20 protein-coding genes are annotated in these 18,807 nt (G+C 70.0%); 8 read left to right on the top strand and 12 right to left on the bottom strand.

Features of this window, described 5'->3' with window-relative positions:
- Positions 1–122 precede the first annotated feature (122 nt).
- Positions 123–1,334 carry a carbamoyl-phosphate synthase large subunit gene (locus ITJ61_RS17830; protein ID WP_194687024.1) on the top strand — a complete coding sequence of 404 codons (1,212 nt, stop codon included), beginning with the start codon at positions 123–125 and terminating at the stop codon, positions 1,332–1,334.
- A 129-nt stretch (positions 1,335–1,463) separates the two neighbouring features.
- Here the strand turns inward: ITJ61_RS17830 and ITJ61_RS17825 are convergent, their stop codons facing one another.
- From ITJ61_RS17825 to ITJ61_RS17815, 3 genes are all read right to left on the bottom strand, one after another.
- On the bottom strand, positions 1,464–1,727 hold the full coding sequence (locus tag ITJ61_RS17825) for a hypothetical protein (RefSeq protein WP_194687023.1): 264 nt from the start codon (positions 1,725–1,727) through the stop codon (positions 1,464–1,466).
- Positions 1,728–1,806: 79 nt separating this feature from the next.
- Positions 1,807–2,655: a phosphatase PAP2 family protein gene (locus ITJ61_RS20415; RefSeq protein WP_194687022.1), complete on the bottom strand. Its 849-nt coding sequence runs from the start codon at positions 2,653–2,655 to the stop codon at positions 1,807–1,809.
- Between the two features lie 47 nt (positions 2,656–2,702).
- Entirely contained in the window at positions 2,703–3,767 is a 1,065-nt protein-coding gene (locus tag ITJ61_RS17815) for an LppP/LprE family lipoprotein (protein ID WP_194687021.1), read from the bottom strand.
- A 239-nt stretch (positions 3,768–4,006) separates the two neighbouring features.
- Between ITJ61_RS17815 and ITJ61_RS17810 the strand changes: the two genes are divergently transcribed.
- Complete coding sequence (locus tag ITJ61_RS17810; protein ID WP_194687020.1) at positions 4,007–4,993, top strand: ECF transporter S component; 987 nt, start codon at positions 4,007–4,009, stop codon at positions 4,991–4,993.
- A gap of 136 nt (positions 4,994–5,129) precedes the next feature.
- Positions 5,130–6,032 carry a hypothetical protein gene (locus ITJ61_RS17805; protein WP_194687019.1) on the top strand — a complete coding sequence of 301 codons (903 nt, stop codon included), beginning with the start codon at positions 5,130–5,132 and terminating at the stop codon, positions 6,030–6,032.
- A gap of 77 nt (positions 6,033–6,109) precedes the next feature.
- Here the strand turns inward: ITJ61_RS17805 and ITJ61_RS17800 are convergent, their stop codons facing one another.
- A complete protein-coding gene (locus ITJ61_RS17800) occupies positions 6,110–6,565 on the bottom strand; it encodes a YbhB/YbcL family Raf kinase inhibitor-like protein (protein ID WP_104240484.1) in 456 nt (151 codons plus the stop codon).
- A gap of 197 nt (positions 6,566–6,762) precedes the next feature.
- On the opposite strand from ITJ61_RS17800, the gene ITJ61_RS17795 reads away from it, so the two are divergent.
- Both ITJ61_RS17795 and ITJ61_RS17790 read left to right on the top strand, forming a co-directional pair.
- Positions 6,763–8,778 (top strand): BCCT family transporter, encoded by a 2,016-nt coding sequence (locus ITJ61_RS17795; RefSeq protein WP_194687018.1) that lies wholly within the window; start codon positions 6,763–6,765, stop codon positions 8,776–8,778.
- A 93-nt stretch (positions 8,779–8,871) separates the two neighbouring features.
- Complete coding sequence (locus ITJ61_RS17790) at positions 8,872–9,243, top strand: RidA family protein (protein WP_104240486.1); 372 nt, start codon at positions 8,872–8,874, stop codon at positions 9,241–9,243.
- A 69-nt stretch (positions 9,244–9,312) separates the two neighbouring features.
- Here the strand turns inward: ITJ61_RS17790 and ITJ61_RS17785 are convergent, their stop codons facing one another.
- The 5 genes from ITJ61_RS17785 to ITJ61_RS17765 all read right to left on the bottom strand — a co-directional run bounded on the left by ITJ61_RS17785 (position 9,313) and on the right by ITJ61_RS17765 (position 12,297).
- Positions 9,313–10,503 carry an alpha/beta hydrolase gene (locus ITJ61_RS17785; protein WP_323744404.1) on the bottom strand — a complete coding sequence of 397 codons (1,191 nt, stop codon included), beginning with the start codon at positions 10,501–10,503 and terminating at the stop codon, positions 9,313–9,315.
- Between the two features lie 65 nt (positions 10,504–10,568).
- Positions 10,569–10,841 (bottom strand): hypothetical protein, encoded by a 273-nt coding sequence (locus tag ITJ61_RS17780; protein ID WP_194687017.1) that lies wholly within the window; start codon positions 10,839–10,841, stop codon positions 10,569–10,571.
- Positions 10,838–11,173, bottom strand: coding sequence for a hypothetical protein (locus ITJ61_RS17775; RefSeq protein WP_194687016.1), 336 nt, complete (start codon positions 11,171–11,173; stop codon positions 10,838–10,840). The genes ITJ61_RS17780 and ITJ61_RS17775 overlap by 4 nt, the downstream gene beginning before the upstream one ends.
- A gap of 32 nt (positions 11,174–11,205) precedes the next feature.
- A complete protein-coding gene (locus ITJ61_RS17770; RefSeq protein ID WP_194687015.1) occupies positions 11,206–11,985 on the bottom strand; it encodes an SDR family oxidoreductase in 780 nt (259 codons plus the stop codon).
- Between the two features lie 48 nt (positions 11,986–12,033).
- A complete protein-coding gene (locus ITJ61_RS17765) occupies positions 12,034–12,297 on the bottom strand; it encodes a hypothetical protein (RefSeq protein WP_104240490.1) in 264 nt (87 codons plus the stop codon).
- A 271-nt stretch (positions 12,298–12,568) separates the two neighbouring features.
- On the opposite strand from ITJ61_RS17765, the gene ITJ61_RS17760 reads away from it, so the two are divergent.
- Together ITJ61_RS17760 and ITJ61_RS17755 are read left to right on the top strand one after the other, a co-directional pair.
- Positions 12,569–12,895 (top strand): ATP-dependent DNA ligase, encoded by a 327-nt coding sequence (locus tag ITJ61_RS17760; protein ID WP_104240491.1) that lies wholly within the window; start codon positions 12,569–12,571, stop codon positions 12,893–12,895.
- 28 nt (positions 12,896–12,923) lie between these two features.
- Entirely contained in the window at positions 12,924–13,244 is a 321-nt protein-coding gene (locus ITJ61_RS17755) for a hypothetical protein (RefSeq protein ID WP_104298375.1), read from the top strand.
- Positions 13,245–13,383: 139 nt separating this feature from the next.
- Here the strand turns inward: ITJ61_RS17755 and ITJ61_RS17750 are convergent, their stop codons facing one another.
- Entirely contained in the window at positions 13,384–14,901 is a 1,518-nt protein-coding gene (locus ITJ61_RS17750; RefSeq protein ID WP_194687014.1) for an aldehyde dehydrogenase family protein, read from the bottom strand.
- Positions 14,902–14,977: 76 nt separating this feature from the next.
- Between ITJ61_RS17750 and ITJ61_RS17745 the strand changes: the two genes are divergently transcribed.
- Positions 14,978–15,805 carry an SDR family NAD(P)-dependent oxidoreductase gene (locus ITJ61_RS17745; RefSeq protein ID WP_194687013.1) on the top strand — a complete coding sequence of 276 codons (828 nt, stop codon included), beginning with the start codon at positions 14,978–14,980 and terminating at the stop codon, positions 15,803–15,805.
- Positions 15,806–16,630: 825 nt separating this feature from the next.
- On the opposite strand, the gene ITJ61_RS17740 is transcribed toward ITJ61_RS17745, so the two are convergent.
- Positions 16,631–17,359: an isochorismatase family protein gene (locus tag ITJ61_RS17740; RefSeq protein WP_194687012.1), complete on the bottom strand. Its 729-nt coding sequence runs from the start codon at positions 17,357–17,359 to the stop codon at positions 16,631–16,633.
- A 59-nt stretch (positions 17,360–17,418) separates the two neighbouring features.
- Positions 17,419–18,804 (bottom strand): MFS transporter, encoded by a 1,386-nt coding sequence (locus tag ITJ61_RS17735; protein WP_194687011.1) that lies wholly within the window; start codon positions 18,802–18,804, stop codon positions 17,419–17,421.
- Positions 18,805–18,807: the final 3 nt, after the last annotated feature.

Below are 18,807 nucleotides of genomic sequence, written 5' to 3'. Positions count from 1 at the left end.
GCCCGCGATGCCGAAACGGGGAGTTCGACGGGGAGTTTGCCCGCGAATCCCCGGGGCGAGGCGGCGAGGAGCACTTCACTAGGCTGGCGTGACCCCGATCTCCCCCTTCGAGAGGATCCACCGTGCGAGTACTTGTCACCAGTTCCCGGAACACGTTTGCGCTCGACATCATCCGCAAGCTCGGCAGCACGGGCCACACGGTGTTCGCGAGCGACACGTACGAGGGGGCCATCGGCAGCCACTCGAGGTACCTCGCGGGGCATTTCGTGACGAACTCGCCGCGCGCCAAGACGGACGAGTTCATCGCCGACGTCGCGAAGATCGCGGCAGAGCAGCACATCGAGGTCGTCATCCCGACGTTCGAGGAAGCCTTCTACCTCGCAGCCCGCGGCCACGAGCTCCCGGACGGCACGAGCGTGTTCACGGGCGGATTCGAGCAGCTCGCGCGCCTGCACGACAAGGCCAGCTTCAAGCGGCTCGCGCAGGAGGCAGGCGTGCCGGTGCCCGAGACGATCGTCGCGACGAGCCACGAGGAGCTGCTCGCGGCCATCGACGCGTACCCGAAGTTCTTCGCTCGCGCCGCGTTCTCGCGTGGCGGCGTCGGGCTCCTCACCAACACGGGTCCGCTCGCGGGCAAGATGTCGGTCGACGAGGCCGCGCCGACGCCCGACCAGCCGTGGCTCGTGCAGCCCTTCGTGGACGGCCCCATGATCTGCACCTACAGCATCGTCGTCGACGGCCGTGTCACGGCGCACTGCACGTACCGCGCACCCGAGCAGTGGGCGCACAGCACGGGCATCTCGTTCCTCGCGATTGACAGCACGGAGACGCTCGACTACACGCAGCGGCTCGTCGACACCCTCGACCCGAACTACACGGGCCAGCTGTCGTTCGACTTCGTCGACAACGATGGCGGGCTCTTCGCGATCGAATGCAACCCGCGCCCCACCAGCGGTGTCATCCTGCTCGAAGCCGACGAGGTCTCGGCCGCCTTCCAGGGCACGAACTCCGAGCCGTTCGTCGTGGCGCCTGGCGTCGAACGTCAGGTGAAGCTGGCGGTGCTGGCGGATGCGTTCGCCGAGCCCATCAAGCACCTCCCGAAGTCGCTCCACGACCTGCTGCACGTGCGCGACATCGGTGCGGGCTGGCACGACGAGCTCGCGATGCTGTGGAGCCCCGCGACGATCGTGCACGGTGCGCAGCTCACCCACGGTGAGCGCAAGGAGCTGCTCGCCGCGCTCGGCGACGACATCGTCTGGAATGGGGAGCCGATCGACGGGATGCTCCCCGAGGATCTCGTCGCGCTCGAGGCCGTGCACGAGCAGCGCGTCTGAGCACCGCCGGACCCCTGCTCAACCCCGCCGAGCCCGGCTGAGCACAGCTGAGCCCCGTTGAACGAGACTCCGCCCCGCATCCATCGTGGATGCGGGGCGGAGTCGTTCGAGATCTGCTGGAGTCGCAGCTCAGGCGATCGCGCGGTAGTGGAAGTAGTACCCGTTGTCGGTGAAGCCACCCTGCTGCGGGTAGTACGTGCATCCCTGGCTGATCTTCGTCCAGGAGGAGATGTACGTGATCTTGGCCGCCTCGCACTCGCTCACCGTCGAGAACGGCCCGACGCTCATGTTGGCGGTGGCTGCCTGCGCGGCGGTCGCCCCGCCGAACATGAGGCCGCCCGCGACGACGGCACCGGCGATGACAGTGGACACTCGCTTCTTGAATTGAACCATGTCCCGACCCTAGGCACGGGGCTTGAGTGGTGCCTCCGTCATCCTGGGACACCCGTGCGAAGGGGTTGCGGAGACGTCGTCACTGTGGGTTGTTCGCCGAGTCGAGCGCCGCGCGCCGCTCGTGACGATGCTCGCGGATCGACAGGTACACGCGGTGCGCGAAGATCACGAACGCGAGCCAGGCCGCGCCGAGCACCCAGCCGGCGAGCACATCCGTGAACCAGTGGTGCCCGAGATACACCCGCGAGATCCCGACCGTGATCGCGAAGACCACGGCGCCGAGCGCGATCAGCACCCGTGCGCGCTTGGTCTGTCTGCGCAGGATGAGCAGGTACGCGATGACCCCGACGACTGCCACCGCGTTGAGGGTGTGCCCGCTGGGGAACGACGCCGAGTGCTCGTACGGCGGCACGGCTTCCGCTTGGTCCGGGCGGACCCGGCCGATGAGGTTCTTCCCCGCGACCGTCATGAGCAGCGACCCGCCGCCCGCGGCGACGATGAGGATCACGGGCGTCCAGGAGCGGCGCCGGATGGAGAGGATGAGGAGCGCGGCGACGGCGATGATGGGCATGCCGATCTGCCCGGCGATGTCGGTGTACGCCGTGATGAGCATGTCGGCGAGCGGCGCTCGCAGGGTGATGGCGTAGTCGAGGAGGGGCTGATCGAGGCCAGCCACGCCGTCGCTGTCGGTCACGTTCTCGTAGATCTCGGCCGCGAGGGCGCTGAGCCCGACCACGATCGCGAGTCCGATCACGAGCAGCAGGATGAGTGCGCTGTTGGGCCCGACCTTGTCGCCGACGACCCGAACGCTCTGCTCGACGGCGCGTCCAGCCTTCGACCGGGGTGGCCTCGGGGTGCGATTGTCGATGGTGGTGTCCTGGGCGAGCTCGCCTCTGACTCCCTGGGCGTCATCGTGGGGGTGGGTCACCGCACCAACTCTAGGCGGGGCGGCTGAAGCTGAGCAGGGCCGGTCGGTCACATGGGCGGAAGCTCGCCGGTCCGCGTGATCGACGCGCTCGCCTCGTCCCAGGCGTACACGGAGGTTGCCGTCTTCGCTGGCCCGGCGATGTCCTCGCCCTGCCACATGTAGGTCACGGAGATCTCGCCGTCGGAGATGCGCTGCACGGACTCGACCGCGTAGTCACCGGTCGTCGGCGGCACGAACACGCCGTCGTGGAAGAGCAGCAGTGGTGTCACCGAGAACCGCGTGCAGCAGGACTCCGGCCGCAACTGCACCCAGGAGAGGGCCGCGCAGTCGTCGTAGCCACTCGTGTCACTGAACTGCCCCGTGAGGTCCCACGGCATGCTTCCTTCGGCCTCCGGCGCCCATTTGGCGAGAGCCGCGCTGCCCGTCAGTCCCGAGCACTGACCGGCATCGGACGCTTCGGCATCGCCGTCTTCCGGGGCGCTGTCGGCGAGCGCCGGGTTTGCTCGGAGGAGCCCGTCGATGGCGGCCTGCACGTAGTCTCGCTGGCCCGCGCGGTCGAAGATCACCGTCCAGGTGTCCCCGAGGAAGATGTGGGTGGCCTGCGTGTTCGCCATCGCGAGGCTTGGCGCCTGGATGACGTACGTGAACGTGGCCGCGTCGCCGACGGACGCCTCCGTTGCGTCCGGGTCGTCGCGGAGCGCGTCGATGAGGGGACCCTGCTGGGCGGCGTCGAGTTCTGAGACGTACTGCGTCACCATGCCCTCCATGTGCACGGGCCACTGGCAGCCCCGCGTCTGCGCCGCCGCGTCCATCGCCGCCTGCGCATTCGTGCCAGCGAGTTCGTCGAAGGTCGCGCGGTCGGTTTCACCGGCTGGCACGCTGAAGACCTCGGGGCCGTAGTCGAGGTACTGCTGCAGGGCAGTCGCGTTCATGTCGTCGCAGGTCGGGAGACTGATGGGCGCCGGAGTGGTGATCGGCATCGATGTCGCCGGCGGGTCCTGCGTGGTCTCGGACGGCGCGGAGCTCGGACCGCCAGGCGTGCTCGTGCTCGCGCATCCGGTGAGCACGAGCAGCCCGCTCATCCCCAGCACGAACGCCCTCGCCGTGTCCATTCGATTGCGCTTGCCCAAGAGATCCTCCGCCTTCCGATGAGGTGCAGACAGGCGCGACGGCGCGTGTCGTTCCCTCTCACGGTAGGAGCCGTCTTCACCGGTTCTGCCGTGGTCTGGCGTTTTCGCACAAGGCTGAACAGTCGAACGGGCTTCCGTGTAGGTTTGCACCGGCGAGATACGTGAGAGAGCCCTTCCTCCTGAATGCGCGGGCTGAGCTCTGGGGAGACGAAGGAGCGGTGGTGCCGAACTCTCCGACTTCGCTCGGTCCCGATTCCTTCGACAGGATCGCGTTCGATCTTCGCGAGCTGCGGGAAGCCTCCGGGGCGGTCTCCTATGCCGAGCTCGTGCGTCGAATCACCGACCTCCGGTTGGGCAGAGGCGTGCATGCGGCGGCGGCGATTCCTGCGCGATCGACGGTCTACAACGCTTTCCGGGCGGGTCGAACGAGGCTGGACACCGAGCTGCTCCGAGACATCGTGACCGCGCTCGGCGCAGACGAGCGTGAGGCGGATTCGTGGGTGCGGCGATGCCGTGACGCGCGACGGACAGCACAGGACCAAGCCCTTCGGGAGCAGTCGAGGGAAGTCACGCCCGCTGCGCGACCTGCGCCAGCTGCTGGGGAGCCGATGGCCCCTGTCGGGAGCTCCACACCGGCCACGTGGGCCGTCGTGCTGCTGCTCCTGGTGTGCGTGGGGATCAACCTGCTCGGCCTCATCACTGCCAACGTCTTCAGGCTCTCCGCGTACCTCGACATGGTGGGCACCGCCGTGGCGGCCCTGGCCCTCGGGCCGTGGCACGGCGTCATCGTCGCGGTTGCCTCCAGCTCGCTCGGGTTCGTGGTCGGAGATCCTGAGACGCTCTCGTTCCTCCCGGTGAACATCGTGGGGGCGCTCGTCTGGGGCTACGGGGTTCGCCGATTCGGGATGGGCTCCGGGCTGGTCCGCTTCCTTGTCCTCAACCTCATCGCGGCTCTTGCCTGCGCGCTCGTCGCCGCCCCGGTCGTCGCGACGCTCTTCGACGCAGAGGGTGGGCACGCGTCGAAGGTGTCCGTGCTCTCGCTGGAAGCCATGAGCGTTCCCTTCATGGCGGCGGTCTTCTCGGCGAACATCGTCACCTCGGTCATGGACAAGCTGCTCACGGGGTGCGTTGCCCTCGGTGTCTTCGCGGTCCTCCGCGGCCGGTTCGGTCTCTCTGGCGAGCATCTTCCCCTCGTCACCAAGCTCTGAGAGCGCTCACACCCGCTGGAGTCCGGCGGCACCGCCCCCTCGGCGACGCGACGGCCGCCCCTCGAGCCCCGTTTTCGAACAGTTCTGAACGGCGAATCGGACCGGCACTCGGAGTCGCGTCGGTAGCTTCTGAGACATGTCCCGCCATGCCTCCCGCCGCGCCGCTCTGGCCGTCGCCCTGCTCCTCGTGATCGGCATCTCCGCCTGTGCGGTCGCGGAGGAACCCGCACCGGAGGCTGCAGCATCGACATCGGCGACGCCCACGGGAGCGAGCGGACTGCCGTCAGCCCCGCCGACGCCCGAGGCCTCGTCACTCGGCGGCTTCGTGGCAGGGTTCGACTGGCCATCGGGGATGACGCTTCCCGTACCAGACGGCCTGCGCTTCGACCGGGCCGAGAATGCGTTCGCCTGCGATGGACGGCTTCTGCACGTGCTCGCGTGGAGTCCCACGGCCACCGACGAGACCGTTGCCGACTACCTCGAAAGCGTCCTCGCTGAGTTCGCCGTAGCCGGGGACGCGCAGTCGAATGGCGGTGACGGGCCGATCTGGGACGCGGATGGGGAGTTCGCGGAAGACGGGCGCATGCAGAACGCCCCGAGCGCGGCCGACGCGACGAAGATCGTGAGCTGGGAGCCTCTCGAGCCCGGCGGGTACCGACTCATGCTCCAAGAGGAGACGAGCCCCGGTACCGTCACGGCGACACGGACAACACCGTCCGAGACCTGGGTTGGCTTCCCATTCCCGAGCGATGTGCAGTTCGAGGACTGCATCCTCCGGGAGGAGCTCGGCGAATCGAGCGACTCCAGCGTCGGGACGTCCACCAGCTCGTGGACGATGCGAGTCCCCGTCGCTGGGCAGGTGCAGGTGCAGGCTTGGATGACGGCGTTGGCTGCGGAAGGCTGGACGGCCGAGGGCTCTGAGAGCCGTTCTCGGCCTGGGCTGCCGGACGTCATCCTGTCATCGAGCGAGTACACGGCTCAGTACTCGGTCGGAGCTGAGTACATCACGCTCTTCGTGGGCAGTCGAGTTCACTGGTAGCGACGACATGCTCTGCCCGCGCCCAAGCGCTGGAGGGCGAAGCGATGTGCCCCGCCCTCCGATCGCGTGACCGTGCCCTAGTTCGAGTAGAGGCCCACGACTCGGTTCTGCTCGAGGATGGCGTGCGCGTAGCCGTCGAGGAACTCCTCTCGTGAGGGGGTTCCCTCGACGTGGTGGTCGAGCGCGTAGACGGTGAAGAAGTAGTGGTGGTCGCCGTGGCCAGCTGGCGGCTTCGGCCCCATGTACTCGGCCTTCCCTGCGGTGTTCTCGGCGACGCGTGCATGGTCGGCGCCCGCGTCGATCACGCCGTCCTGGGCGGGGAGCCCGTAGACGACCCAGTGGGTGAAGCCGAGGGGGAGCGGTGCATCCGGGTCGTGGACGATGAGGGCGAGCTCGACGGCTTCCGCGGGCACTCCGGTGATCTCGAGGCGCGGGGCGGCATTGCCTCCATCGGCCGCGAACTGGTCGGCGAGGCGAGTGCCAGCCTCGAAGTCGGGGCTGGTGATCTTGAGGTCGGCGATGTTGAGCGACATGGAGATTCCTTCGCGTTCGGGGGCGATGGCGGATGCGCACCAGCCTCCAAGTGTGTCCGAGCAGTCTCCGAGATTCCTCGGCGAACGGGGCCGCTTCCGGCTGCGCTGGCCCCTCGCGGAAGTGGGTCCGACGCCCCGTTCGGGTAACGTTGCACCCCGTTTGCCTTCCCCCAAGAGAAACGGATGATCCCAACGCCATGAGCTCACAGGACACACCACCCTCCTTGATCGGACCGCAGCGCAAGCCGGTGACGCGCATCATCCGGGAGGTGATCGACCCGGATCCGGTGCATCCGGCCCTCGTTCCCGGCATCGGCGTCGAGCAGACCGGCCGCTCGTTCCGCACGAACTGGTCGGTGTTCGGCATCGCCGGCGCTGGCGTCGTCGCGGTCATCGCCTGGGCGCTCGTCTCGCCCGACAGCCTCGCGGCGGTCGGCACGGCCTCGCTCGACTGGGTGACGGGCAGCTTCGGCTGGCTGTTCTCGGTGCTCACGATCGCCGTCGCCGTCTTCATGCTCGTCGTCGGCTACGGGCGAACGGGCGGTGTGAGGCTCGGCGCGGACGACGAGAAACCCGAGTTCTCGATGGTGTCGTGGATCGCGATGCTCTTCTCGGCGGGCATCGGCATCGGCCTCCTCTTCTACGGACCCATGGAGCCGCTCACCTACTTCCTCGCACCACCGCACGGCTTCGACGCGGAGTCGGGTACCGTGGATGCGATGCACACGGCGCTCGCGCAGACGGTGCTGCACTGGGGGCCCATGGCGTGGGCGTACTACGCGCTCGTCGGCGGGGCCATCGCGTACGCCTCCTACCGCCGTGGCCGCGCGCCGCTCATCTCGGCGCTGTTCGAGTCGGTGTTCTCGCAGCGCACGCAGGGCTGGTTCGGGCCCATCATCGACGTGTTCGCGATCCTCGTGACCCTCTTCGGCACGGCCGTCTCGCTGGGCATCGGGGCGCTGCAGATCGCGTCGGGCGTGCAAGTCGTCACCGGCATCGGCGAGCTCGGCAACGGCTTCCTCATCGCGACGATCGCGGTGCTCACGGCCCTCTTCATCCTGTCCGCCGTCTCGGGCGTCAAGCGAGGCATCCGCATGTTGTCGCACGTGAACATGGTGGTCGCGGGCCTCCTCGGCGTGTTCATCTTCATCGCCGGACCCACGCTGCTGCTCCTGAACCTCATCCCGGCCTCCGGTGTCGCGTTCTTCGGTGAGCTCGGCACGATGCTCATGCGCAACACGGAGATGGACGGGGACACCGAGGCGTTCATGCAGGCCTGGACGACCTACTACTGGGCCTGGTGGGTGTCGTGGACGCCGTTCGTGGGGCTGTTCATCGCGAAGATCTCCCGCGGCCGCACCCTCCGCCAGTACGTGACGGTCGTCATCGTGGTGCCGTCGATCATCTGCATGCTGTGGTTCGGCGTCGTGGGTGGCACGAGCATGTGGATGGAGTCGCAGGGGGTGCCGATCAGCGAGGCTGGCGCCCCGGAGCTCATGCTGTTCGCGCTCTTGCAGGAGCTGCCGTTCGGACTCATCACGAGTCTCGTCGCGCTCGTCTCCATCGTGATCTTCTTCGTCACGTCGGCCGATTCGGCGTCGATGGTGATGGGGTCGATGAGCCAGCAGGGCAAGCCGGTCCCGTCGCGGTGGGTCACGATCTTCTGGGGCCTCATGCTCGGCCTCATCGCGGCGTCGCTGCTGCTCGCCGGCGGACGGGATGCGCTCTCCGGGCTGCAGGCGATCATGGTCGTCACGGCGCTGCCGTTCGCGTTCGTCGTCATGGGCATCATGTGGGCGTGGGCGAAGGACCTGCGCATGGACCCGTACATGATGCGCCGCCGCTACGCGAGGGAGGCGATCGACGAGGGTGTGCGCGCCGGTATCGCCGAGCACGGGGACGACTTCGTGTTCGGGGCGAGCGTCGTCGAGGCGGAGCATGGGGCTGGCGCCTGGCTGGATTCCGAGGACCCGGCGCTCACCGAGTGGTACACGGACGCGACGACGGGCATGCTCGACGTCGTGAAGGGCGAGGAGGCGTCGACGGACGGCGAGACGTCGACGGTGTCCCCCGAGTCGGGGGAGCAGGCCGAGTCGGGGGAGCAGGCGCGGATCGAGGCGCCGGCTTCCCGCGAGGCGCTCGAGTCGGGCGGCGCCGAGCCACACGCCGGGGGCCACGGCGCCGACGGCGACCGGGACCGTGTCGGCGTCTGACGCGACGGCCTCCGAGGTCTCCGCCGTCGTGGCATGCTCTGAGCTGACATTCCCTGCCAGGACTCAGCGCCTGCCTCACGAAGGAGCCCTCTCATGACCGAACGCACGAACATCTCCTCCGGTTCGCCCTACGAGGCGACGGTCGGCTACTCACGGGCCGTGAAGGTCGGCAGCCACGTCTTCGTGGCGGGCACGACGGCGCCGGGTGTCGACGCTGAGGAGCAGGCGAGGGAGATCTTCGAGCGCATCGGCGCCGCGCTCGAGCAGGCCGGCGCCAGCCTGGCGGACGTCGTGCGCACTCGAGTGTTCCTCGTCGATATCGAGCGCGACTTCGAGTCCGTCGGTGCCGTGCACGGCGAGGTCTTCGGCGAGATCCGCCCGGCGTGCGCGTTCATCGGCACCGCTGGCCTCGTCGCGAAGGACCTCCTGCTCGAGGTCGAGGTCGACGCGATCATCAGCGAGTAGCTGCTGCCTGCGCGGGGCCGAGTCCGGCCCCGCGCACCAGCACGTGCCAGGGCCTAGGAACCCAGGGTCCTAGGGCCTCACGGTGCTCTCGATGAGGGTCGCGGCGCCGAGCAGCTCCGGGATGCGCGAGGCGAGCCCCCGGCGCGGGAGTCGGTCGAGCGCGGCGGATGCCGCGGGCAGCGAGTGCTCGCGACCGCGGACGAGTGCTCGGATGGCGTTGAGCAGGACCAGCGGGTGGGACTCGAGGGCCGAGTGGCCGTTCTCGATGTGCACGAGCACCGCATCCTGAGCCGTGGCGGCGACCGCCCGCGCGATGGGTGGCGGGGTGCGCAGGTCGCGCGTGCCGACGAGCAGCACGAGCGGCCAGGGGAACTTCGGCGTCTCCTGGGCGAGGTCGAAGGGTTCGCCCGCGAAGGCGGGGAAGAGGTCGGCGATCTCCGAGTAGGTGAGCGCGGGATCAAGCGGCAGCCCGTCGGGGTGGCCGCCGTAGCCGAGCTCCCGGAAGCCGATGACGCCGGACAGGTCGAACTCGTAGATGCCGGGGAAGCGGGCGATGGACCGGTCGCGGGTCGCGTACAGCTGCAGGGCGCTCCAGGCTGCGGTGTGCGCGTGGTTCGCGCGCTGCCGGAGCACGGGGAGGAGGAGCTCGTCGCCGCCCAGCTCGTAGGCGGCGCGGGCCACGTCGAGCAGGATGCGCGAGTCGACGCCCTTGTCGATGAGCGCGTGCGTCGCCTCTGCGGCTGCGGTGTCGGCGTGCCAGAACAGTTCGCGCACCGTGTGCCGCTCCAGGTTCAGGGACTCGGCGGACTGCAGGGCGGAGTCGAGCAGCATGCCGGCGACGCGGTCCGGGTGCCTGGCACCGAACGCCGACGCGAGGTATGTGCCGTAGGAGGCGCCGACGATGTGCGCCCGCGCGATGCCCTCCCGATCGAGCACGGCCGCGATGTCGTCGATCACCTCGATGATGTTCATCGCGGAGCTCGGCAGGTCGCGCCCGCCCAGGTCGGTGCGGGAGAAGCCGATGCCTCGGTGCTCGACCATGATGACGTCGAGGCCGCCCTGCGCGGCGCGCCTCCGGAAGCCGAGGTATGGGAGCAGCGAGCCGAGGCCGGGCCCGCCCGGGATCACGACGACCGGGGTCGACCCCCGCGGTCCACCTCGCGCGTAGGCCAGGTCGAACTCGGGCGTGGTGTCCGTGGCAGGGCGGCGCAGGTGACGCGCGTGCCGGTCGGCGAGCTGCGGGGGGATCTGCGGGGCCACGCGCTCAAGCTAGCAGGGGAGGGCGCGACCGGTCTGGGGGCAGATCTGGGGGCACGGGCGGTGCTTCAGCGACGTGGCTGAGATCTGCGGCGTCGCGCGAGAATCCACCCGACGGCGATGGTCGCGATCACGGCGGCGAGCCACAGCCATCCGTTGGTCTGGTTGCCCGCGAAGCCGAGCTGCGAGACCTCGCAGGAGGTGTGCGCCGGGTCGAGGGCGTCGAGGCAGGTCGTCGACGTGTACACGGGTGCCAGCGCGAGCGAGATGAGGATCGCGGTCACGGCCGTCCACAGCCAGATCCGGGTCGTGGAGGGTGGGCGCAGGAAAGGCGGCGTCACGAGGCCCGCCCCTCGGGTGCGATCGCTGAGCCGGGTTGCGGTGGCGGTGGCGTCGCACGCTGCGCTCGAACGAAGCGCAGGACGACGGTGACGATGATGGGCACCCCGATAGTCGCACCGAGCGCGTTGAACCAGAGCGAGAAGGCGGTGGGGATTCCGGCGGGCGAGTGCCGCAGGTCGAGGCAGGTCTCCGGCGCGCCGACGAGCTGGGCGCAGTGCTCCTCCAGCGCGACCGGGAGGAACAGCCACGTCGCCAGCCCCACTCCGAGCAGGATGATGACGGTCAGGAGCGTCCAGAAGCGAACCGGTCGGCGTCGCTGGTCGGCAGTCATGCGTCATGTCTACCGGATCGAGCCGCCCGCACCTATCCGACCGTGAACCCGCCGTTGCTGGACAGCACCTGCCCGTTGATCCAGGCTCCCTGCGGTGAGAGCAGGAACCGCACGATGTTCGCGGTGTCCTCCGCCGTCCCGAGGCGACCGGCGGGCGTCGCCTCCCGGCACCAGGCGCGGGTCGCGTCGTCCATCCACCCCGTGTCGATCGGTCCGGGGTTGATGACGTTCGCGCGAACACCCCTGTCGGCGAGCTCCGCGGCCGCCGCCGTGACGATGCGGTCGAGGGCGCCCTTGCTGGCGCCGTACGGCAGGTTCCCGACGGTGTGGTCGCTCGTGAGGGCCACGATGCTGGCACGAGCATCGCCCGTTGGGGCTGTCGCGGGCAGCTGCTCGGCGAAGGACTTGATGAGCAGCCACGTCGCTCGAGCGTTGACGGCGAAGTGGCGATCCCAGCTGTCGAGGCTCGTCGTGAGGATGGAGCTGTCGACGGATTCGGCGTGCGACATGACGAGCCCCGAGACCGTGCCGAGGGTCTGCGCCCTGCCGATGAGCATGGCCGGAACCGCCGGGTCGCTCAGGTCGCCCTCGACGAGTTCCACGGATGCGCCCAGCTCGCGGCATTCCTCCGCCACGGCTCGCGGGTCGTCACCGGACCGCTCGAGACCGATCCGGTCGTCGTATGCCCGCCAGTGGTTGAGCGCGAGGTGCCAGCCGTCTCGAGCCAGGCCGACCGCCAGTGCGGCGCCGATGGAGCGGCGGCGGCCGACGCCGGTGACGAGGGCGACTCGGGGCTCTCCTGCGATGCTCATGCACCCACGGTACGAGGTGCGGGCCACGAGGAGCGCGGCATGCGTCCGCTATCGCTGCGCCGCCTCCACGTCGACGAAGGCAATGTCCGGCACGAAGCCGGCCTCGTCAGCCACGACCTCCCCGGGGACGGGCTCGATCCACACCGCCGACTCGGGCAGCACAAGCGCTGCCGTGCCCGCCGCCGTCGGGTGGGGAAGCTCGACGAAGCCGCCACCGGCGCTGGCAGCGCCGAGCAGACTCGAGCGCAGACCCTCGATCGCGTTCTCGCCGACGACGAAGTCGCGGCCGTTGATGTGCACGAGATAGTCCATGGGCTCCTCTTGGTGAACGAGCTGATGCGGGAATGGGTGGGCCCTCACCCAACTCCCGATGCGATCCCCGGGCAACCGCATTGACAGGCCGTGCCCCCATCCGATAACGGCAGGCTGTGAGATCAGGTGATCACATAGGCAATGCGCCGCTCGCGTGCAACACTCAAAGAACAATCGGTACTCCCTGCCCCTCCTTCGCTTGTTCGGGGCGCACACCGAGCGGTCGAGACGGATCCGTCGCCTTGGTTTCTCACAACCCAGAGGTGACCCCATGGGATTCATGTACTACGGCAGTCAAGGGCACGAGCTGGAGATCGACGACCGCCCGCTCCTGCATCTCAAAGTCGCACTCCTCAGCATGCTCCGGGCGGGCCACAGCGTCGCCTTCTCCATGTCGCGCCCCGCGAATCAGGGCAGCGGTCGGGAGACGCTCTGGATAAGCCCAACGACCGACCTTCGGTTCCGTTTCATCGGCGGACGCCTCCCCGCGATCAACGATGACTGGGTGCGCGCCATCATCGCCTCCGCCAACTCGCCGACCGGGATGCGCATCTGCCAGGAGCCGGCACCCGCCAGGGCGACGTCGCTGGCGGTGTGACCCCGCGGGACGCTCTAGGCTCGGTGCTGTGAATGCGAGCGCGAACGAAGCAGGCCAGCAGTCGGAGCGCATGCTTCGTGTCCGCGAGGCATACCTCCGCACGCGAGAGTTGAGGTCGCGGCTCGCAGCCCTCCGCAGCGAGGACCTGCAGCTGCCCGACTCCCTGTCCTTGTCGCTCTCGGAGCGCGCAGAGCGGCAGGCCGCCGACCGTGAGCGCCTCGACGCGGAGCGCGCGACGAAGCTCGAGCTCGACGCCGCCGAGCGTGCGCTCAGCGACGCCGAGGCCGCGGTGCAGGAGTCGCTCAGCGGCAACGGCGACGACTGGATGCGCGGGACCGGCACGCGCTGAGCGGCACCGATTAACCGGCACCGACCGCCCCGCACGCTTCGGGGGCCCCTCCTCGCTGTGCTCGGCGAACCCGCATCGTGCTCGGCAGGGCGGCGCCGCGCTCGAGGAGGACGCGCCGTTCCCCGCGGGCCCGTGCCGTTCAGGACCCCGGGTACCGGTTCGCGGCCATCGCCGCTCCGACCCGTGCCGTCGCCGGATAGTTGATGCTGTGGCTCTGCACGTACTCGGAGAGGCCGAGCTCCCCGAACTCTCGCCCGTGGCCGCTGACCCCGCGCCCACCCATCGGGGCTCGAAGGGAGACTCCGGCACGGTTGGCGCAGTTGATGAACGTGAACCCCGCTCGGAGTCGGCGCGCGACGGCCTGCGCTCGCGGAATGTCGACGCTCCACACCGACGAGGCAAGCCCGTGCTCGACCCCGTTCGCTCGCTCGATGGCCTCGTCGACGGTGTCGTAGGCGAGGATCGGGAGGAGCGGCCCGAACTGCTCCTCGCGGACGAGCTCGTCCGTGTCGCGCAGGCCTGTGACGAGCGCGGGCCGAACCCAATGGCCGCCGGGGGTGATGGACTCGTCGAGCGTGCCGATCTCGGTGACGGTCCCGCCCGCATCCGCTGACCGCTCGCGGAGGGCCTCGAGGCGTGCGCGCGCGTCGCCGCTGATGACGGGGCCCATCGTCACGCCCTCGACCCTTGGGTCCCCGACCCGAAGGACTCGCTCGGCGGCGGCCACGAGGTCGGCGACGAAGGCGTCGTGGCGCTCGCGGGGAACGTAGACGCGCTTGATGGCCATGCACACCTGCCCGCTCGTCAGCATGGCACCGAACACGACCCGCTCGGCGAGCTCCGGGCCCCAGTCGGCGTCGTCGAGGAGGATCGCCGCGTCGTTGCCGCCGAGCTCCATGACGGTGGGGCGGATGGTGCGGGCGGCGGCTGCTCCGATGGCTCGGGCCGCGGCGGGGCCGCCCGTGAAGGAGATGAGGTCGACGTCGGGGCTCTCGACGAGTGCGCTTCCCGTCTCGCCTTCGCCGTTGACGAGGTTCAGGACACCGGCGGGCAGTCTGGCGGCGATCGCCGAGTAGAACGCGGTGACGGCGAGGGGCGCGAGCGGTGAGGGCTTGAGCACCATGGTGTTGCCGGTCATGAGCGCCGGGATGACCTTGAGCGCGGCGAGGATGACGGGCGCGTTCCACGGGGTGATGGCGGCGACGACGCCCATGGGTTCGACGACGCGCAGCAGGGTTCCCTCGGCATCGTCGATGAGCTGCTCGGCGCAGACCGCGTCGAGGTGCTCGGCGCAGAACTTCGCGAGGCGCCGGGCGAACTGGAACTCGCCGTGCGCGTCCTGTGCGGGCTTGCCCATCTCGCTCGCGATGAGGTGCCCGGAGTGGTCGGGGTTCGCCGCGGCGTCCTCGATCGCGTCCGAGAGCTGTCGCGCGCGGTCGGCTGCCGGGACCGCCGCCCAGAGCGGAGCTGCGGTCCGGGCTGCGGCAAGCGCATCCCGCACCTGCTCGGGGCTCGCGTTCGCGACGGAACCGACGACGGTGTGCCCGTCGATGGGGCTGACCACTGCGAGCGACGCGGGCGAGGCCACTCGGCGGCCGTTGATGAAGGAGTCGAGATGCATGATGTCCATGATCGACGCCCGATGCGAAGATCGCATGCAATCCATGTTGCAATCGTGTGAAAAATTCCGCTAATCGCACCCAATGCGTCATGATTGCACGCAATCTAGCTGCATGGATGCACACACCACCTCTCCGAGAGTCGCCATCGTCACTGGAGGGTCCCGCGGTCTCGGCCGCGTCATGGCCCTCGCTCTGCGAGCGGCGGGCCACGCCGTCACGATCACCGCGAGCAGGGCATCCGCCGCCCTCGACGAGGTCGTCGCGGAGGCCGCCGAGCTCCCGGGCGGTGCTGAACTGCTGCTGCCGATGGTCGCGGACGTGAGCGACCCGAAGCGAGCGCAGGAGGTCGTCGACGCCACCGTCCAGCGATTCGGGGGTGTGCACGCCCTCGTCAACAACGCGGGACGCGGCATGCGCCTCGTCAGCGAAACCTTCACGACCGACCCGGTGCACTTCTGGGATGTGCCTGCCGCGACGTGGTCGCAGATCATCGACACCAACGTCAACGGTCCGTTCGTCATGTCGCAGGCCGTGATGCCGCTCTTCCTCGCGCAGCGGGAAGGGCGGATCGTCAACGTCTCGACGAGCGCGCAGACCATGATCAGGCCCGGGTACGCACCGTACGGCCCGTCGAAGGCGGCGCTCGAGGCGATGACACGCTCGTGGGCCACCGACCTGGCTGGCAGCGGGGTGACCGTCAACCTGCTGCTGCCGGGTGGCGCCGCCGACACGGAGCTGCTGCCCTCGGGCCCCGACAAGAAGGGGGCGGATGGCAACCTGCTGGACCCCGACGTCATGGCGGCGCCGGCCGTCTGGCTGTGCTCGCCCGACAGCGCGCTCGTCTCCGGGGCGCGTGTCATCGCGAAGCTGTGGGATCCGGCGCTTCCGGACGCGGAGGCGTTCACCGCAGCGAGCGCCCCGCACGTCGTCGCAGGCTGAGCCGCGCCCGCGCCACCCGCCCCCGTCCGGCGCTGAGAGTTGTGGCAAAGTGCGGTCGGGAGGGATTCCGACGGCACTTCGCCACAACCTTGGGCAGGGGCAGGGGCAGGGGCAGGGGCAGCAGCGGCGCGTGCGGAGGGGCAGCGGTGTCGTGGGCGGCGTCTTTGGGGCTGGCTGGTGGCGAGATGTGCGGCGGAGATCCGGGCTCGCGCCGGGGCCCCGCGCCCCGGCTTCCGCTTCCGCTTCCGCTTCCGCTTCCAGAGGCTCGCGCCCCGTACTGAGAGTTGTGGCGAAGTGCGGTCGGGAGGGATTCCGACGGCAGTTCGCCACAACCTTGTGAAGAGGTGCCGGTGACGGACGGTGACGGTGGGGCCAGTGTCGGCCCTGCGCTAGTTGTGCGCGGACCGGTGCGGGCGACGTGCGGCTTGCGTCCGGGGCTGTGTCCGGCGCCGAGAGTTGTGGCGAAGTGCGGTCGGGAGGGATCCCGACGGCACTTTGCCACAACCTTGGGCAGGGGCAGGGGCTGGGGCTGCAGGGGCGCGTGCGAAGGGGCAGGGGTTGCAGTGTGGTGGGCGGCGTCTCTGGGGCTGGCTGGTGGCGAGATGTGCGGCGGAGCCTCGGGCCCGCGCCGGGGCCCCGCGCCCCGGCGTTCGCATCCAGAGCATCGTGCCCGGGGCTGAGAGTTGTGGCGAAGTGCGGTTGGGAGGGATCCCGGCGGCACTTCGCCACAACTTTCGGCAGGGGCAGGGGCAGGGGCAGGGGCAGGAGCGGGGGCAGCAGCAGCGGCGGGCGCGGTGGTGGTGCGGCCGGGGCCCGGGGGTGGCCCTACGCCAAGCTGGCTGCGAGGCCCGCCAGGTAGGTGACGACATCCTGCTCGCTGACGACGTCGGCGTACTTGGCGTCGAGGTCGAAGAGGGCCGCCTCGTGGGGCTCCGAGCGGCGGTCGCCGACTGCGTCGCGCACCACAAGCGGGATGAAGCCGTGCTGGCAGGCGTCGACGGCGGTGGCCCGCACGCATCCGGACGTCGAGAGCCCGACGAGGATGACACTGTCGCACCCGAGCACCGTCAGGTCGGTGGCGAGGGAGGTGCCGAAGAACGAGCTCGCGTACTTCTTGGAGAGGATCGGCTCGCCCTGCTGCGGGGTGAGGGGCGCCGCGATGGCGCCGAGGGGAGACCCCGTGGCGAGGGTCGCGAGACCGGCGGCCTTGCGGGCGAAGACCCCGCCGCCCGTGGGGCCCGTGTCCTGCTCGACAACCGTGTAGAGCACCGGGATGCTGGCTGCCCGCGCCGAGTGCAGCACGCGTGCGGCCGAGGCGAGCTCGTCCTCGACGCCCGCGTACAGGGGAGACGACTCGACGAGGTAGGCGTCGACGAAGTCGATGACGATGAGCGCGGGCCTCCGTCCGAAGCCGAGGCGCTGTCCGAAGCCCGCGGCCGCGTAGTCGTTGTCGGCGGAGAGGTCGGTGGCCAGGTTGGCGGTGGCGTCGGCAGAGGACACGCCAGCGGATGCAGGTGCAGGTGCAGTTGTGGACGCGGTGGTCGTGGGGGTCATGGTGGTGCCCTTCGTGTGGTTGCGGGGGTGCGGGAGTTGGAAGCGGAAGGCCAGCGGGTTCACGTGGCTGCCCCGGCCTGATCATCGATACGGGCCTCGCTGCGGGATCCCTCGCGGGATCCCGCCCGGGCTTCGGCGCGCGCGCGGCGCCGCGTGGGGTGGAACTGCGCGGCGATGGCGGCCGTGGTGGCGGCGATGAGTGCGATGCCGGCGGCGGCGAGCCATCCGGTGGTCGGGCCGAAGTACTCGAAGACGAACCCCATCGCGAAGGGGCCGGCCGCGCTGCCGATATAGGCGCCCGACTGCACGAGCCCCGTGGCTTGGGCTGCGAAGCGGGGCACGGCGTTGGAGACGGCGTAGTGGAGCAGTCCGCTCCACCCCCAGCCGAGTCCGAAGGCGAGGACGACGCCGGTGGCGAAGCTCCAGGGGAGGGCGAGCGCCATGCCGCCGAGGCCGATGGCGCCGGAGAGCATCATGAGCGAGACCGTGGTGAGGGTCCCTCCGATGCCGCGGTCGGCGAGCCAGCCCGCGAGGGGTCTCGCGATGATGTTCGCGAGCGAGCCGAGGCTGAGGAGGAGGCCCGCGACGGCGGCCGTGTAGCCGACGCCGATGGCGGTCGTGACGGTGAAGGCGCCGATGACGCTCGATTGGGCGGCGCCGAGCCCGCTCGCGGCTGAGGCGAGGATGAGGAAGACGCGCAGGTCGCGGGGGAGCCGCTCTCGAGTGCGGCGCGTGGCGCGTGGCGTTCGCGGCGTTCGCGGCACCCGCCAGGCGAGGAACGCGACGGCGACGGCGGCGAGCGCTCCTGCGATCGCGAAGGTCCACTGCCAGCCGACCGTGAGTCCCAGGGCGGGGACGGCGAGGCCGGCGCTGAAGGTGGCGAGGGGGACCGCTCCCTGCTTGAGGCCGAACGCGAGGGCGCGCCGTCGGGTCGAGACGCCGACCCCCATGAGGGCGTTCGAGGGTGGATGCCCGAGCGAGTTCCCCGCTCCGGCGACGATGAGCCAGACGAGCAGCCACTGCCACGTCGGCGTGTAGGCGGCGATGCCGATGAGGGCGAGGCCGCCGATCGAGGAGGCCATGACCATGCCCCAGCGGAAGCCGTGCCTCGTCGAGAGGCTGCCGGCCAGCGGGGAGAGGAGGGCCGACGCACCCCAGTAGGCGGCGACGACGATGCCGAGCATCGATTCGGTGAGCCCCGTGCTGGCGCGCAGCTGCATGGACAGGCCGCCGACGAGGAAGACGGGGAGCGCGGTGACGACGGTCGTGCCGATGCCTGCGATGGTTGCGGTCCGGCCCGGGCGGCGGGTTCGCCAGACGTGCGTGGGTGCGTCGGCCGCGGGGGTGGAGGGGGCCGCGGAACTGGGCTCGCGAACGCCTTCCAGCGGGGGATTCCGGGCATGCTGCTGCTCGGGCCCCGTGGTGGGCCCGGTGGTGCGCGACACGGC

The sequence above is a fragment of the Pseudoclavibacter sp. VKM Ac-2888 genome, from assembly GCF_015351285.1.
In the GTDB taxonomy this organism is placed as follows: domain Bacteria; phylum Actinomycetota; class Actinomycetes; order Actinomycetales; family Microbacteriaceae; genus Pseudoclavibacter.
This window is presented reverse-complemented; position numbering and strand designations above follow the sequence as displayed.